At 40.9% G+C, this 14,495-nt stretch carries 13 protein-coding genes; 8 read left to right on the top strand and 5 right to left on the bottom strand.

All coding sequences use genetic code 11. The features are described 5' to 3' along the window. Position 1 precedes the first annotated feature (1 nt). The 4 genes from rfaL to mutM are packed head-to-tail and all read left to right on the top strand — an operon-like array spanning position 2 to position 4,227. Positions 2-1,240 carry an O-antigen ligase RfaL gene (gene rfaL / locus FVA72_RS21295; RefSeq protein ID WP_110592785.1) on the top strand — a complete coding sequence of 413 codons (1,239 nt, stop codon included), beginning with the start codon at positions 2-4 and terminating at the stop codon, positions 1,238-1,240. Further along, positions 1,233-2,249, top strand: a complete 1,017-nt coding sequence (locus FVA72_RS21290; protein WP_110592786.1) for a glycosyltransferase family 8 protein — start codon at positions 1,233-1,235, stop codon at positions 2,247-2,249. The genes rfaL and FVA72_RS21290 overlap by 8 nt, the downstream gene beginning before the upstream one ends. 1 nt (position 2,250) lies before the next feature. Then, the gene (locus FVA72_RS21285; RefSeq protein WP_231135968.1) at positions 2,251-3,396 is read left to right on the top strand and encodes a glycosyltransferase; all 1,146 of its coding nucleotides are present in this window, start codon (positions 2,251-2,253) and stop codon (positions 3,394-3,396) included. Between the two features lie 21 nt (positions 3,397-3,417). Beyond that, on the top strand, positions 3,418-4,227 hold the full coding sequence (mutM, locus tag FVA72_RS21280; protein WP_004265140.1) for a bifunctional DNA-formamidopyrimidine glycosylase/DNA-(apurinic or apyrimidinic site) lyase: 810 nt from the start codon (positions 3,418-3,420) through the stop codon (positions 4,225-4,227). Between the two features lie 10 nt (positions 4,228-4,237). Here the strand turns inward: mutM and coaD are convergent, their stop codons facing one another. Then, positions 4,238-4,723 (bottom strand): pantetheine-phosphate adenylyltransferase, encoded by a 486-nt coding sequence (gene coaD, locus FVA72_RS21275; RefSeq protein WP_036959128.1) that lies wholly within the window; start codon positions 4,721-4,723, stop codon positions 4,238-4,240. A gap of 191 nt (positions 4,724-4,914) precedes the next feature. Here coaD and waaA point away from each other — a divergent pair, with 191 nt between their 5' ends. After that, positions 4,915-6,195, top strand: coding sequence for a lipid IV(A) 3-deoxy-D-manno-octulosonic acid transferase (gene waaA / locus FVA72_RS21270; protein ID WP_096863630.1), 1,281 nt, complete (start codon positions 4,915-4,917; stop codon positions 6,193-6,195). Positions 6,196-6,394: 199 nt separating this feature from the next. Then, positions 6,395-7,861, top strand: coding sequence for a glycosyltransferase family 39 protein (locus FVA72_RS21265; RefSeq protein ID WP_004265145.1), 1,467 nt, complete (start codon positions 6,395-6,397; stop codon positions 7,859-7,861). 54 nt (positions 7,862-7,915) lie between these two features. Here FVA72_RS21265 and rfaC read toward each other — a convergent pair whose 3' ends face one another. The 3 genes from rfaC to rfaD are packed head-to-tail and all read right to left on the bottom strand — an operon-like array spanning position 7,916 to position 10,889. Then, positions 7,916-8,881: a lipopolysaccharide heptosyltransferase RfaC gene (rfaC, locus tag FVA72_RS21260; protein WP_110592787.1), complete on the bottom strand. Its 966-nt coding sequence runs from the start codon at positions 8,879-8,881 to the stop codon at positions 7,916-7,918. Next, positions 8,881-9,927 (bottom strand): ADP-heptose--LPS heptosyltransferase RfaF, encoded by a 1,047-nt coding sequence (gene rfaF, locus FVA72_RS21255; RefSeq protein ID WP_110592788.1) that lies wholly within the window; start codon positions 9,925-9,927, stop codon positions 8,881-8,883. Before rfaF ends, rfaC begins: the two co-directional genes overlap by 1 nt. 23 nt (positions 9,928-9,950) lie before the next feature. After that, positions 9,951-10,889: an ADP-glyceromanno-heptose 6-epimerase gene (gene rfaD, locus FVA72_RS21250; protein WP_110592789.1), complete on the bottom strand. Its 939-nt coding sequence runs from the start codon at positions 10,887-10,889 to the stop codon at positions 9,951-9,953. Between the two features lie 229 nt (positions 10,890-11,118). Here rfaD and FVA72_RS21245 point away from each other — a divergent pair, with 229 nt between their 5' ends. Then, complete coding sequence (locus tag FVA72_RS21245; RefSeq protein ID WP_110592790.1) at positions 11,119-12,315, top strand: glycine C-acetyltransferase; 1,197 nt, start codon at positions 11,119-11,121, stop codon at positions 12,313-12,315. Between the two features lie 10 nt (positions 12,316-12,325). Further along, complete coding sequence (tdh, locus tag FVA72_RS21240) at positions 12,326-13,351, top strand: L-threonine 3-dehydrogenase (protein WP_004265155.1); 1,026 nt, start codon at positions 12,326-12,328, stop codon at positions 13,349-13,351. 61 nt (positions 13,352-13,412) lie between these two features. Here the strand turns inward: tdh and FVA72_RS21235 are convergent, their stop codons facing one another. Then, positions 13,413-14,477, bottom strand: a complete 1,065-nt coding sequence (locus FVA72_RS21235; protein ID WP_110592791.1) for a divergent polysaccharide deacetylase family protein — start codon at positions 14,475-14,477, stop codon at positions 13,413-13,415. Between the last annotated feature and the right edge of the window lie 18 nt (positions 14,478-14,495).

Raw genomic sequence — 14,495 nt, 5'->3', positions numbered from 1 at the left:
TATGTCTTTTTTAGAAAGAAATGAAAGTATTCTCTCAAAGTATAACAAGACTTTGGTACTAATTTTTGTTGTTCTTTTTTTTGTGGAAAATGTAACGAGATATAAGCATATTCTGTTCTATTTGATGATAGCGACATCTTTGGTTTATCTATCTTTAGATACAAAAAAAGTGTTGGAAAAATTAAATAATAAGCTATTATATTTGGTCGGTTCTTTTTCTTTATTTCTTTATATATCAGTAACTTATTCGGATATACCAAGTGTATCGATTAAGACCCTCAACAATAATTTATTAAATTATGGAATACTAAGTTTATCTCTTTTATTGCCGATTATTTTATATAGAGAAAGCCTAAAAGATATTTCAAAACTATTATTAACGAGTTTTACTGCATCGTTAGCCTTAGTTTTACTTGTTGAGTTATACCGCTACTATATAGCTTATCAGCAGGGTATCTTGCCGTTTACTACCTATGATTTTAGGCATGTTTCGGATGCGTTAGTTTTTTTCTTTCCAATACTTCCTATTCTTTGGTATTTATTGCCTAAATCTAAACTTATTTATTTCTATATTTTAAGTATTGTATTTCTGTTTGTTTTACTTGGAACGCTAGCTCGGGGGGCATGGGTTGCAGTTGCAGTCGCTGGGTTATTATTTTTGTGTTTTAAACGTCCTTGGAAGCTAATTGGGGTTGTATTATGCCTTTCATTAGTTTCACTTATTTCTATTAAGCTAATTTACCCTGATACAAGTAAACAATTATTTTATAAGCTGGAGCAGACAGACAGTTCTTACCGTTATGCTAATGGAACCCAAGGAACCGCTTTTGAGCTCATATTGGAAAATCCAGTTATCGGATATGGTTTTGGCGATAAAATTTACCATGAAAAGTATAACAGTGTTGTAAAAAATCATCCGAAATGGACATTTAAGAAGTCTATCGGGCCCCATAATATTTGGCTTTATATTTGGTTTGGTGCAGGTATTGCAGGGTTAGCGATATTTAGTGCGGTATTTTTGTCAATGTGCTATTCCTCAATGCAAGGGATTAAAAATAGGTCTGAAGAACCGGAAATTTACTTTGCCTTCATTGCATTGTTGTTAAGTCTTATTGGCTTTTATCTGGTTCGTGGGATGTTTGAACAAGTGGACCTTAAACCCTTAGGTATTCTTTTGGGGTTTTTAATCGCCATGATGGGGCATAGTTCAACCAAGCAGAAGAGAGTGTGCCATGAATAACCTGATAACAAATAAATATCTGCTAAATGAGGGGGCTAATGCTAGTAATACCTCTTTACCATGTCTTGATGTTATTTATGGTTCGGATGAAAACTATCAGTTTGGTGCGGGTGTTTCAGCGGTCTCTTTACTTATTAATAACCCAAATACGTTCTTCAGATTTCATTATTTTTTAGATAAAGTCAGCCCTAGCTTTTTAGAGAAATTGAAGGTTATTTCTCATCAGTTTTCAGCTGAATTTCATGTTTATGAATTGGATAATCAATTATTAAAAACATTGCCGGCTTCTGATGTTTGGTCCTCAGCGATGTATTTTCGGTTAGTTGCTTTAGATTATCTTTCGAAAGATTATGATGTTGCCTTATATTTAGATGCGGATGTTATCTGTGATGGTCAATTAGATTTGGCAGCCAATTTAATTGAAGACAAAGTTTGTGGTGTTATTGCTGATGACATCGGTGTAAGAACAAAAAGTGAAACGCGACTACACACACCACAGTTAGCTGAGACCTATTTTAACTCGGGTGTTATGTTTGTGAATTTAAAGAAGTGGCATGAAAAACGAGTTACTCAGCAATGTTTTGAGTTATTGTCTGCAAAAAATGCGAAACAACGGTTTAAATACCCTGATCAAGATGTATTAAACCTTATTTTAAGAAATGACCTGATACTGCTTAATAAAAAATTTAATACAGTTTACACCCTAAAAAATGAGCTGTATGACCGAACACATCAAAAATACCAAACCATTATTACACCCGAAACGGTTTTAATTCATTACACTGGTGTGAGTAAACCTTGGCACACATGGGCGAATTATCCTTCTTCTCAGTCTTTTTATAAAGCATTAGCACAATCACCTTGGACAAAGGATGATTTAAAACATGCCACTAAATTTGTTGAAAGGAAAAAGGAATATAAACACCTATTAAAGCGGGGTGCGTATTTATCAGGTATTTTGTCGGGCATTTGCTATTTGTTTGAAAAATACGCAAAAAAAAGAAAATAATATGATGATTAATAAAATTATCTTAACAGTTTCTCCTATATTTTCTATACCGCCTAAAAGCGCGGCAGCAATTGAATCGTGGATGTACAATGTCGCCAAACGATTAGACATTGAAAACCGAATCGTTTGTATACGAAATGATGGGTATAGTGCTCATTCTGTTGTTAATAAGTATTGTGAAATTGAGCGTATTAAGTTTGGAAAAGTGTATACAAGGCTATTCAAGAAATGGACAAGATTAGATCCATATTCTTATGCAGATAGAATTGTCAAAATTAAACATCAATTTTCGCCAAATCCGAATGAAAGCGTTATTTTTGTTCACAATCATATTAAATCCTTCAAAAAAATAATTAAGAAAGAAGGGCATAATAACGTTGTGTTACACATGCATAATTTGTATGAGCCTAAAGATGTCCCTGAAGACATAAAAATCATAGTGCCAAGTCATTTTATGAAAAACTGGTACAGAGAACGTTTACCAAATGCGCTTATTGAAGTGGTCCGTAATGGGTTTGATGGTGAAATTTATGCTCAGCCTCCTGAGGTCAAACGTGAGGATTTTGGGCTAACAGCAGAAGATAAAATAGTTTTATTCGCTGGCCGAATCGCTAGGGATAAAGGATTACTTGAATTAATGCAGGCGTGCGAGACTTTTTTTAAAAAAGGCCCTCGTTATAAGCTCGTCATTGTGGGTGACCCAAATGCCGCGTTAAAAGGTGAATTAGCGCAATATCAAGATGAAGTAAAAGATTATGCAAAAAATTTGGATGAACAATGTATTTTCTTAGGTGGTGTTCATCCTGAAAAGATCCGACACTATTATTCTCTTGCGGATGTGGTTGCTGTACCTTCCATCGCCCCAGAGCCATTTTGTATGGTCGCATTAGAGGCGATGGCTTCCGGGCGCCCTGTGATAGCGAGCCAGCGAGGAGCAATGGTGGAATTTATTTCACATAATGAAACTGGGTTTATTTTCAGGGAGCCACTTTCGCCTTTAAGTATGGCAGAAGATATTACTAGTGCGTTAGAGCACCCAAATAGCCAAGACATAGCCTATCATGCCAAAAAACATGCTTATGATAATTTCACTTGGGAAATTGTTAAAGATGAGCTCATGAGGGTGATTGCAAAATGGTATCCCTAAGCAAGAAATGTGAGTTTATATATGCCAGAACTACCAGAAGTTGAAACCAGCCGCCGTGGAATAGAGCCACATTTAGTCGGAAATACAATCTCTTATGCAGTTGTACGCAACAGTCGATTACGTTGGCCGGTCAGTGAACAAATTAAAAGCTTATCAGATGAAGCGGTTCTGAGTGTCCAACGCCGGGCCAAATATCTACTGATTGAATTGCAAACAGGTTGGATTATTGTTCATTTGGGAATGTCTGGTAGTGTGCGTATTTTGACCGAAGAATTACCTGAAGAAAAACATGACCATGTAGATTTAGTTATGCGAGATGGCAAAGTGCTGCGCTATACGGACCCTCGTCGTTTTGGCGCATGGCTCTGGTGTGATGATTTAGAAAACAGTTCGGTACTTGCACACTTAGGACCTGAGCCATTATCAGATGCCTTTAATCCCCAATATCTTTATGAATTAGCGCAAAAGAAAAAAGTGGCCGTTAAGCCGTGGTTAATGGATAACAAAGTGGTTGTTGGTGTGGGTAATATTTATGCCAATGAAGCATTATTTGCGACGAAAATATCACCTGAAAAAATCACTAATACATTAACATTGGCTGAAATTACTGAACTCGTGCAACAGATCAAAAAGGTGTTACAACGCTCCATTGAGCAAGGCGGCACGACACTAAAAGATTTTTTACAGTCGGATGGTAAGCCGGGTTACTTTGCCCAAGAATTGTTTGTCTATGGGAAAAAGGGGGAACCCTGCTCAATGTGTGGTACGCCAATAGAAAGCATTAAACAGGGGCAACGCAGTACTTTCTTTTGTCCGCAGTGTCAAAAATAGTGCGCTTTTGCTATTTTTTATTGAGTTTCTTTAGCATTGCCTCAGCAACCACTGGGGGTAGGAAAGACGAAATATCACCATCGTGAAGGGCAACATCTTTGATTAAAGAAGAAGAAACAAAGGACAAACTTTGCGATGGTAATAAAAATACGGTTTCCAAGTCAGGAACAAAATGGCGGTTCATATTCGCTAATTGCCACTCATATTCGAAATCAGCCACAGAACGAACGCCACGAATAAGAATATTAGCGCCATTTTTTTGTGCAAAATTAGCCATCAATTCAGAAAACCCAACAACTTCAACATTATCAAGGTGAGAAGTCACCTCTTTAGCAAGGGCAACGCGCTCATCAAGGGAAAACATCGGGTTTTTTCGTTGGCTATTTGCAATAGCCAACAAGACATGGTCAAACATTGCTGCTGCTCGGGTAACAATATCAACATGTCCTGATGTCACAGGGTCAAACGTACCAGGGTAAATAGCCTTATGTTTCATGGCGATAGTATCTCGTTGTTTGTATTTTCTATTCGAAAAAATAGCATGAATAAGCGCTAACATTATCGGCTATCTAGCATGGTTGCAACTGTAGATAAGATTTTACTGCTATTTTTAGGTGCATATTCTGCACACTTTTATCTGAGCTTTATGGTAAGATAGCGCCAATTTTGGTAAGTGAATCAGATCGAATGTTATTGCTGCGTTTATATCAGGTACTTCTTTATCTTATCCAGCCATTTATATGGGTTCGCCTATTGCTGCGCAGCCGTAAAGCGCCTGCGTATCGTAAACGTTGGGGCGAACGTTACGGCTTTTGTGCAGGAAAAGTAAAACCTCAAGGCATTTTATTACATTCAGTTTCTGTCGGGGAAACTCTTGCAGCCGTTCCACTAGTCCGCGCACTTCGCCATCACTATCCGTCTCTGCCAATTACAGTAACAACAATGACGCCAACTGGCTCAGAGCGCGTTCTTTCTGCATTTGGCGACGATGTTGACCACGTCTATTTACCTTATGACCTCCCTGGTTCTATGCGACGTTTCCTAAAACAAGTCGACCCAAAGCTTGTGATCATTATGGAAACTGAATTATGGCCAAACATGATTAACCAATTGCATAAACGTAAAATTCCATTGGTTATTGCAAATGCGAGACTTTCTGAGCGCTCTGCTGCTGGGTATCAAAAGCTCGGTAGCTTTGTGAAACGTATGCTACGTAATGTCACTATGGTCGCAGCACAACATCAGGAAGATGGTGAACGTTTCGTTCAATTAGGGTTGCGGCGGATGCAATTGAGTGTAACAGGGAGCCTGAAGTTTGATATCTCTGTAACGCCTGAATTAGCTGTCAGGGCAATAACTTTACGCCGCCAATGGGCAGCACATCGCCCAGTTTGGATAGCGACCAGCACTCATGAGGGTGAAGAAGCCATTGTTTTAGAAACACATCAACAGTTATTAAAACGATTTCCTGATTTATTATTAATTTTAGTACCACGCCACCCTGAACGCTTTGCAAAAGCGGAAGAATTAACTCAAAAAGCCGGTTTAACGTTTATTCGTCGTAGTGCCAATACGATCCCTACTGCAGATGTTCAAGTGGTGATTGGCGATACTATGGGCGAATTGATGTTGCTATATGGAATTGCGGATATTGCCTTTGTTGGGGGAAGCTTGGTAGAGACTGGGGGGCATAACCCGCTCGAAGCGGCAGCCCATGCGCTACCCGTATTAATGGGGCCTCACACATTTAATTTTAAAGATATTTGCGGAAAACTGACTCAAGCAGATGGCTTAATTACGGTGACAGATAGTGAATCGATGGCTCAAGCCGTGACGAGTTTGCTTTCTGATGAAGATTACCGGTTATATTATGGACGTCATGCCGCCGAAGTTCTTCATGAGAACCAAGGTGCCCTTCAAAGATTATTAAAACTATTGCAACCCTATTTGCCTCCGCGAGAGCAATAATGCCAAGTAATGTCTTTTTTTGAATATTAACTTGAACATTACAACAATAGATTGTGAATATTTTCTGGCACATCCTAGTATTGCATTTAAACTATAGTACACTGCCTCGTTTATTATAGAGTCATTCGATTTGGTTTATTACTATTAGAGTAGTATCCAAATGGAATGTTGGAACTTTTGCTTATCTTTCTAAGACTATATGCCAGCCATTAATCAATCAATTTCAAATAAATATGTTTATGTATGGGTCATAAGCTATGCCATCGTTTGGATCTTAGCGAGTTTTTATTTCGACCCTACCGTACCTTATGACACAGTAGAAGCAGTGAATTGGGGGATGAATGGGGAGTGGGGATCACCTAAAAACCCATGGTTTGTTGGCGTAATGATGTGGCCTGCAATTTACCTCGATATCCCCTATAGCTTTTATTGGTATTTTAGCCATTTTGTCGGTATTGCATTTGGTTTACTTGGGGTATGGAAACTAGCCTTCCGTTTAACTGGGCGTCGCGATTTTGCTTGGTTTGCAATGCTAATGCTGAATTTATCAGGTGTCATTAATTTCGATATCATTCCTTATAATGATAACTATATTCTAGTGACATTATGGCCTTGGGTTATTTATTTCTTTTTACGTGCGGTTGATGATAATCCTGCATGGTGGTTACCGTTTGCCTTATTTGCAGGCCTTGCAACAATGGGGAAATATTCAACGTTGGCGCTAGTTGGGTCTGTTTTCTTGTTAACTATATTTGTGAAACAGGTTCGCCAAAGTTACCGTCATCCTGTTTTTTACCTTGCGATTGCATTGTGGTTTGCTTTGGTATTGCCAAATTTCTTTTGGTTGATGGCAACGGACTTTTCGGCTTTCAAATGGGTGGATTCACAAATCGACCCTGGGTTTAATCTTCACACCACACAAGCGGCATTAAGCGTGTTTTACCCATTAGTGATTGCGGCGATTGTCGTTTATAGCTGTGGTGGAAAGCTAGGGTGGCCTAAAGCTTTGCCTAACCGCATGGCTAACTTCATTATTTTATTTCCATTAGTGGTGATATATGGCTGGTTCTCTTTCCACGATGGTGGTCGAATAACTGAATGGCTGCAGCCATTTATGGCTATCAGCGCACCGTTATTTGTTGGCTCAATAATAGAAATGCCAAGAAAACCGTTTAAGAAGTCATTAGTGGGTTTTGCAATTTTTGGTGTTTTAGTGGTAGTTGGCTATATTACCGTTCAGGCTGCGAATATTCGTGGAGCGGGGCAAAAATTTATTGGTGTTAAAACCTTAATTGCAGATGGGGAACAGCGTTGGTATGAACGTTATAACACACCTGTAAAATATGTCGGCGGCGAAGATAATCAGTACCAATGGTTTATTATTTATGGCAAGGACAGGCCACATGTCATTCAGCCTTGGTCTATGGAAAAGCATATGCCACCGAATGTGTATAACCGTGAGATTACGGAAGCTGAAATTCGTCAACATGGTGCTTTATTACTGGGTAAAAAATACGATGATTGTGCCCATGAAAACTTCGCTAAGGTTCGTAAGTTCTGGCCACAGTTTACGATAGAAAAAGAAGATGTGATTTATCGTTCTGAGCCAGATGCAGAACCTGAAACCATGTGCTTTGGGTTTATTGCGCCAGAGAATATGAAATAGGGCATAGTAAGCTGATATAAATAAACGGTTACTTTATATTCAAACGCTAACCGTTTATTTTATCGTGTCAATTAGTTGCTGATAAACTTCGTCAGCACTAATACTTGCCATTGAATTATCAACTGATTTAATCGTATGCTGCCCTTGCCCATATCCTCCAATCAAGCCGGGGTCAGTGGGGCCAAACAGGGTAAAATTGGGTTTATCAAGCGCGGCTGTTAAATGGCTAAGCCCTGTATCGACAGAAACCACGGCTTTAGCATTAGCAATTTGCTGTGCAACTTCGGCTAAAGTAAGTTTAGGTAAAACCTCTACAAAATCAAAGTCTTTTGCTAATCGCTCTGCGCGCTGTTGCTCATGAGGTGTTCCCCACGGTAATTTGATTTTGATACCACTCCCAGCCATTAGCCCGATGAGCTCTCGCCAATTTTCTTCAGGCCAGTGCTTATCATCACGAGTAGTTGAGTGCAGGAAAATGACATAAGGGCTTTGATGCTCTTCTGTTGACTGCAAAAAGTGGCGAGCAATTGCGTAATCCCCTTGCTGTGTTGGGCAGGCGTAATCAAGACTCTTGGCAAATAACTGGCGAATACGTTCAACGGCATGTTGTTGCTTACTAATTGCGTAACGATGGTCATAAAAGAAGCTGGCTAATGGTTCGCGAATACTATGGCGGTCATAGCCATGTTTATCGCCATGAGCTAAGCGGGTGACAAGAAAGGCGCTCTTCAATAACCCTTGCGCATCAATGATTGCGTCATAATGAGTTGCTTGTAATTTCTTGCGAAATTCTGCACGTTCGGCTCTGATCGGTGCAGAAAACCAATTTTTACGCCAGCGACGAATGGCCACAGGGATCACTTGGTTAACGGCACTATGCCATGTTGGAATTTGTGCAAAGCCTTCTTCAACGACCCAATCGAACTGGATATCGGGTATGGCTTGTTGTGCATCGGTCAGCGCAGGTAATGAGTGTAAAACATCTCCCATTGAAGATGTTTTGACTAATAATACTCTCATCATTCAATACCTATATTTAACCGAGCTAACGCATCGATAACTAATTGGGGTTGGATATCAATCAAACTTTGGTGATAACCACTTTCACCGTCACCTTTACGCACTTTGTGGTACCCCGTAATTAGGCGGATCACTTCTGCTTTATCTGATAATGGCGGTGTAAAGTCAGGGCTACTTGGGCCATATAAGGCGACAAGTGGCTTACCTAGCGCTGCCGCAACATGCATCAAACCAGAGTCATTACTGACAACTGCAGTACAAGCATCGATTAGATTAACAGCTTGTTCTAAAGATGTTTTCCCTGAAAAATTATGGCAATGCAATTTAGCATCATCGGTCAGCTCTAAACGAATGGCTTCACCCGCTTCGTGGTCTTTTTGTGAACCAAATAGCAACACTTGATAGCCTTTTTGGCTAATGAGTGTTTGAGCAAGAGAAGCGTAGTGGTAGTGGGGCCAACGTTTGGCGGGCCCAAATTCTGCGCCTGGGCAAAAACCAATAACAGGGCGAGAACCTTCAACCCCAAAGATTTGCAGAGTCTCAGCGACTTCTTGCGGTATAGTCACCAGTTTAGGCGGTAAAATGGGTGTCGGAATATCAGCAGCTGATCGAATAGTTTGCTTATCATAAGCAAGCGCAACATACCGCTGCACCATTAAAGGAAAAGCGTCTTTATTGAGTGGGCGAATATCATTGAGTAGACCATAGCGCATTTCACCACGCCATCCCGTTCTTTTGGGGATTTTTGCGAAGAAAGGCACAAGTGCAGACTTTAAGGAATTGGGTAACACAATCGCTTGGTCATAGCCATTTGCCTGTAAACTTTGGCCTAATCGACGACGTTCACCAATTTCCAGTGTACCATGCCCAAGCGGCATAGGAATGGCTTCGCTAACTTCAGGCATTTTGGCGAGTAAAGGACGGCACCATTGTGGCGCCATCACGTCAATCTGTGCATGGGGATGTAAAGCCTTGATCGTGCGATAAAGGCTTTGTGACATCATCATATCCCCTACCCATGAAGGGCCGATCACCAATATTTTCATAAATGATTTTTCAGAAATAAGCGTTACGCGTCTTTATTGAGCAAGTGCATATATTCGGTGACACCTTCTGCAACCGTTTTAAATGGTGCAGTATAGCCAGCGGCACGTAGCTTAGTGAGGTCAGCTTGTGTGAAGCTTTGGTAACGACCTTTTAATTTTTCAGGGAACTCAATGTATTCGATGGCCACATTTTTATCTTTGTGGAATTCAGTAACAGCATCAGCAACAGCTTGGAAAGATTCCGCACGTCCTGTACCACAGTTAAAAATACCGGAAACATTATTTTCCCAGAACCATAAATTGACCGCAGCCACATCACCCACATAAATAAAGTCACGGCGGAAAGTATCGCTACCTTCGAACAGTTTTGGGTTTTGCCCTTCATTAATTTGTTTATTTAAGTGATAAGCAACGCTTGCCATGCCGCCTTTATGGTCTTCATTTGGCCCATAGACATTGAAATAGCGGAAACCACAGACTTGTGAGTCCGCTTCTGGCAGAATTTCACGTACATATTGGTCAAATTGGAATTTTGAGTAACCATAGACATTCAATGGTTTTTCGAATTGGCGTTCTTCAATAAAGTTATCACTGCGGCCGCCATAAGTTGCTGCGGAAGAAGCGTATAAGAACGGGATTTCACGGTCTAGACAATAGTGCAGTAACTCTTTGGAATACTGGTAGTTATTGTCCATCATATATTTTCCATCCCATTCAGTGGTTGACGAGCAAGCGCCTTCATGGAATACCGCATCGACATCACCGAAATCATCACCCGCAATGATGCTGCCAATAAAATCTTCTTTATCTGCATAATCCGCAATATCAAGGTCAACAAGGTTAGCGAATTTAGTGCCGTCTTTCAGATTATCAACGACTAGGATATCTGTACGGCCGATTGCATTTAGGGCTTTAATAATATTGCTGCCAATAAAACCAGCTCCACCAGTGACTATGATCATTGGGTATACCTCAAATGGGTTAAGAAAATAGAATCGTAATTGGTGACTATAATAACATCTCTTGGCGCAGACGGTAGCATTGATAGAAGAGAATTGAGCTGACACTTAAATGAGAACAAGGTAAATATCGTGATCTTGGCTACAAACTTGACTTATTTATGCTGTGAATATCGCCACACATAGAGACTATTATTAAACTCTATTAATAGTCTCTATACAGGAAAAAATCATGTCAGAAAGATTTTATCAGCAGATTCAAGAACAATTGGTACAAATTGAAGCCGATGGGTTATTTAAAAATGAACGCATTATTACGACTTCACAAGATGCTGACATTGAAATTGTAGGTGGCCAGCGGGTTATTAATTTCTGTGCAAATAATTACCTTGGTCTTGCTAACCATCCCGCGCTCATCGAAGCCGCTAAACAGGGAATGGATAGCCATGGTTTTGGTATGGCGTCTGTACGCTTTATTTGTGGAACGCAAGACAGCCACAAAGTTTTAGAGCGCAAATTGGCAGATTTTCTGGGCATGGAAGATGCGATTCTCTATTCATCCTGTTTTGATGCAAATGGTGGGCTATTTGAAACCTTGTTAGGGCCGGAAGATGCGATTATTTCAGATGCATTAAATCATGCATCCATTATTGATGGGGTTAGGCTAAGCAAGGCAAAACGCTACCGCTACAGCAATAATAATATGGTGGAATTGAAAGCACGTTTAGAGGAAGCCAAAACAGCAGGAGCTCGCCATATTTTAATTGCCACAGATGGCGTGTTCTCAATGGATGGCGTTATCGCTGATTTAAAATCCATTTGTGACCTTGCGGATGAATACCAAGCATTGGTGATGGTGGATGACTCACATGCTGTTGGTTTTGTTGGGGAAAATGGTCGTGGTAGCCATGAGTACTGCGATGTGATGGGGCGTATCGATATTATCACGGGGACATTAGGTAAAGCCCTTGGCGGCGCATCTGGTGGTTATACGGCAGCGAAAAAAGAGGTCGTTGAATGGCTGCGTCAGCGTTCTCGTCCTTATTTGTTTTCGAATTCCCTCGCTCCTGCGATTGTTGCCGCATCTATCAAAGTGATTGATATGATGAAAGAAGGCCATTCATTACGTGAAAAATTATGGCGTAATGCCGTGTTATTTAGAGAAAAAATGACCACAGCGGGTTTCACCCTCGCTGGCGCTGACCACGCCATCATCCCTGTCATGTTAGGTGATGCCAAACTCGCCCAAATTTTTGCGAAAGAGCTACTCGATGAAGGTATCTATGTCACGGGCTTTTTCTACCCTGTTGTACCACAAGGCCAGGCACGTATTCGTACTCAGATGTCTGCAGCACATAGTGAGGAGGATATTTTACACGCTGTTGAAGCATTCACCCGCATTGGTAGAAAACTAAAAATAATCAAATAAAAGGTCTTTTATGAAAGCACTGTCCAAACTGAAAGCTGAACCAGGTATATGGATGACAGATGTTCCGAAACCGGAACTCGGGCACAATGATGTGATGATCAAAATTCGTAAAACTGCGATTTGCGGTACGGATGTACATATCTATAACTGGGATGAATGGTCGCAGAAAACCATTCCTGTCCCAATGGTTGTCGGTCATGAATATATAGGGGAAATTGTTGCGATTGGGCAGGAAGTCAAAGGCTTTAAAATTGGTGACCGAGTGTCAGGGGAAGGGCATATTACTTGCGGCCACTGCCGAAACTGCCGTGGTGGCCGTACTCATCTTTGCCGCAATACGATTGGGGTGGGGGTTAACCGAGAAGGGTGTTTTGCTGAATATCTGGTGATCCCTGCATTTAATGCTTTTAAAATTCCCGATAATATCCCCGATGAAATAGCGGCTATTTTTGACCCATTTGGCAACGCGGTTCATACGGCTCTTTCCTTTGATTTAGTGGGGGAAGATGTGCTGGTTTCGGGTGCTGGCCCTATAGGTATCATGGCGGCTGCAGTGTGCCGACATGTGGGGGCTCGCCATGTTGTTATCACGGATGTGAATGACTATCGACTTGAATTGGCGAAAAAAATGGGTGTTTCCCGTGCAGTGAACGTCAGTCGTGAAAATTTAAAAGACGTGATGAATGAGTTGGGGATGAAAGAAGGTTTTGATGTTGCACTGGAAGTTTCTGGTTCACCAGCAGCTTTTCAGACCATGTTAGACACCATGAACCACGGTGGCAGAATTGCACTATTAGGGATTCCCCCTGCTTCGATGGCAACAGATTGGAGCCAAGTAATATTCAAAGGACTGTTTATTAAGGGAATTTATGGCCGTGAGATGTTTGAAACATGGTATAAAATGGCGACACTCATTCAATCTGGTTTGGATTTATCACCGATAATTACCCATCAATTCTCGATTGATGAGTTCCAAAAAGGCTTTGATATCATGCGTTCAGGCCAATCTGGTAAAGTGATTTTAAACTGGGATTAAATTAATTATCTCGATTCCCCTTTTTGGCTTTTTTGAACCAAGAAGGGGAATCGAAAATGATCTACTGCTGTTGCTTGAAAAGCGGGCGCTTTTGGGCTCTATCGCCCTGTACCAACAAAGGTTGTAAAGCCTTATCGTTATAAATACTCTCAACCACAAACATAATAAAATCAATCCCCTGTGGCTTAGCAGGCGGTAATGTAAACTCACATATACCGAGTTCTTGCGGAATAATCACATTTTCTGGTTGGCTAGCCGCTTCGGGTTGCCCAACAGTAGCATCTTTGGTTGGTGGTGTTTTTATTTCATCTTGTACTGCTTGCTTGGTTTGAGGTTGTGTCGGTGTTTTTTTCGCTTCTTCAGATAACATTCTTAATGATGTTGGCTGTTTAGTTGAAGATTGAGGGCTAAGCAGAGCGCTAACGGCCACTAACTCGACATCAGCAGGGAGTTGGGCAAGGTATTTTTGTAAGGCGCGTACGGTAGATGGGTGTGGATGGCCAATTGCTACCGCACTACCGTGTTTGCGCGCATAGGCAACGGCTTTATTCAATTGAGTGCGCGTTTCTTCTTCCGATTGGTGGTTATCAATAAAAATATGGCGACGTAACGAGGGAACTCCGTATTCTTTGGCGGCATTACCTGCTTGGGTATTCCCAATCGTTACGCTATCAAGAAAAAAAAGATTTGATTGTGATAGGCTGCGCATCACGTTCTGCATACCGGGTAAGCTTGATGTCATCTCGCTCCCCATATGGTTATTCATGCCTTTTGCATAAGGAACTCGGGTTATCGCATTTTTAATAATACGGTCAATTTCCTCTGCATTCATTGATGGAGCTAATGTGTCTTTCTCTAGCGGTTGTTTGCTCAATGGCTTCATTGGCATATGGATGAGAATATCGCGCCCTTGCTGATGGGCTTTTTCTGCGACTTCACGGCCATGAGGAGAGCTCGGTAAAATTGCAATAGTTACCGCAGGGGATAACGCTAGAATTTGGTTGTCTTCTTTAACGCGATAACCAAAATCATCAATCACAATCGCCAATTTTGCCGCACTCACCGGTAGACACATCATTAATAATGACAAAACAATGAGTGGTCGAACGGGTAAGTGCTTCAGCATAACGTTATCCTAATTAAT

The organism is Providencia sp. PROV061 (genome assembly GCF_011045655.1).
In the GTDB taxonomy this organism is placed as follows: Bacteria; Pseudomonadota; Gammaproteobacteria; order Enterobacterales; family Enterobacteriaceae; genus Providencia; species Providencia hangzhouensis.
The sequence above is the reverse complement of the archived record's forward strand: the minus strand, read 5'-3'. Positions and strand labels throughout refer to the sequence as shown.

Bases quoted from the DNA above. Each gene is read 5' to 3' on its own strand.
- rfaL (WP_110592785.1), top strand. From the start codon at position 2: ATGTCTTTTTTAGAAAGAAATGAAAGTATTCTCTCAAAGTATAACAAG.
- FVA72_RS21290 (WP_110592786.1), top strand. From the start codon at position 1,233: ATGAATAACCTGATAACAAATAAATATCTGCTAAATGAGGGGGCTAAT.
- FVA72_RS21285 (WP_231135968.1), top strand. From the start codon at position 2,251: ATGATGATTAATAAAATTATCTTAACAGTTTCTCCTATATTTTCTATA.
- mutM (WP_004265140.1), top strand. From the start codon at position 3,418: ATGCCAGAACTACCAGAAGTTGAAACCAGCCGCCGTGGAATAGAGCCA.
- coaD (WP_036959128.1), bottom strand. From the start codon at position 4,723: ATGAAACATAAGGCTATTTACCCTGGTACGTTTGACCCTGTGACATCA.
- waaA (WP_096863630.1), top strand. From the start codon at position 4,915: ATGTTATTGCTGCGTTTATATCAGGTACTTCTTTATCTTATCCAGCCA.
- FVA72_RS21265 (WP_004265145.1), top strand. From the start codon at position 6,395: ATGCCAGCCATTAATCAATCAATTTCAAATAAATATGTTTATGTATGG.
- rfaC (WP_110592787.1), bottom strand. From the start codon at position 8,881: ATGAGAGTATTATTAGTCAAAACATCTTCAATGGGAGATGTTTTACAC.
- rfaF (WP_110592788.1), bottom strand. From the start codon at position 9,927: ATGAAAATATTGGTGATCGGCCCTTCATGGGTAGGGGATATGATGATG.
- rfaD (WP_110592789.1), bottom strand. From the start codon at position 10,889: ATGATCATAGTCACTGGTGGAGCTGGTTTTATTGGCAGCAATATTATT.
- FVA72_RS21245 (WP_110592790.1), top strand. From the start codon at position 11,119: ATGTCAGAAAGATTTTATCAGCAGATTCAAGAACAATTGGTACAAATT.
- tdh (WP_004265155.1), top strand. From the start codon at position 12,326: ATGAAAGCACTGTCCAAACTGAAAGCTGAACCAGGTATATGGATGACA.
- FVA72_RS21235 (WP_110592791.1), bottom strand. From the start codon at position 14,477: ATGCTGAAGCACTTACCCGTTCGACCACTCATTGTTTTGTCATTATTA.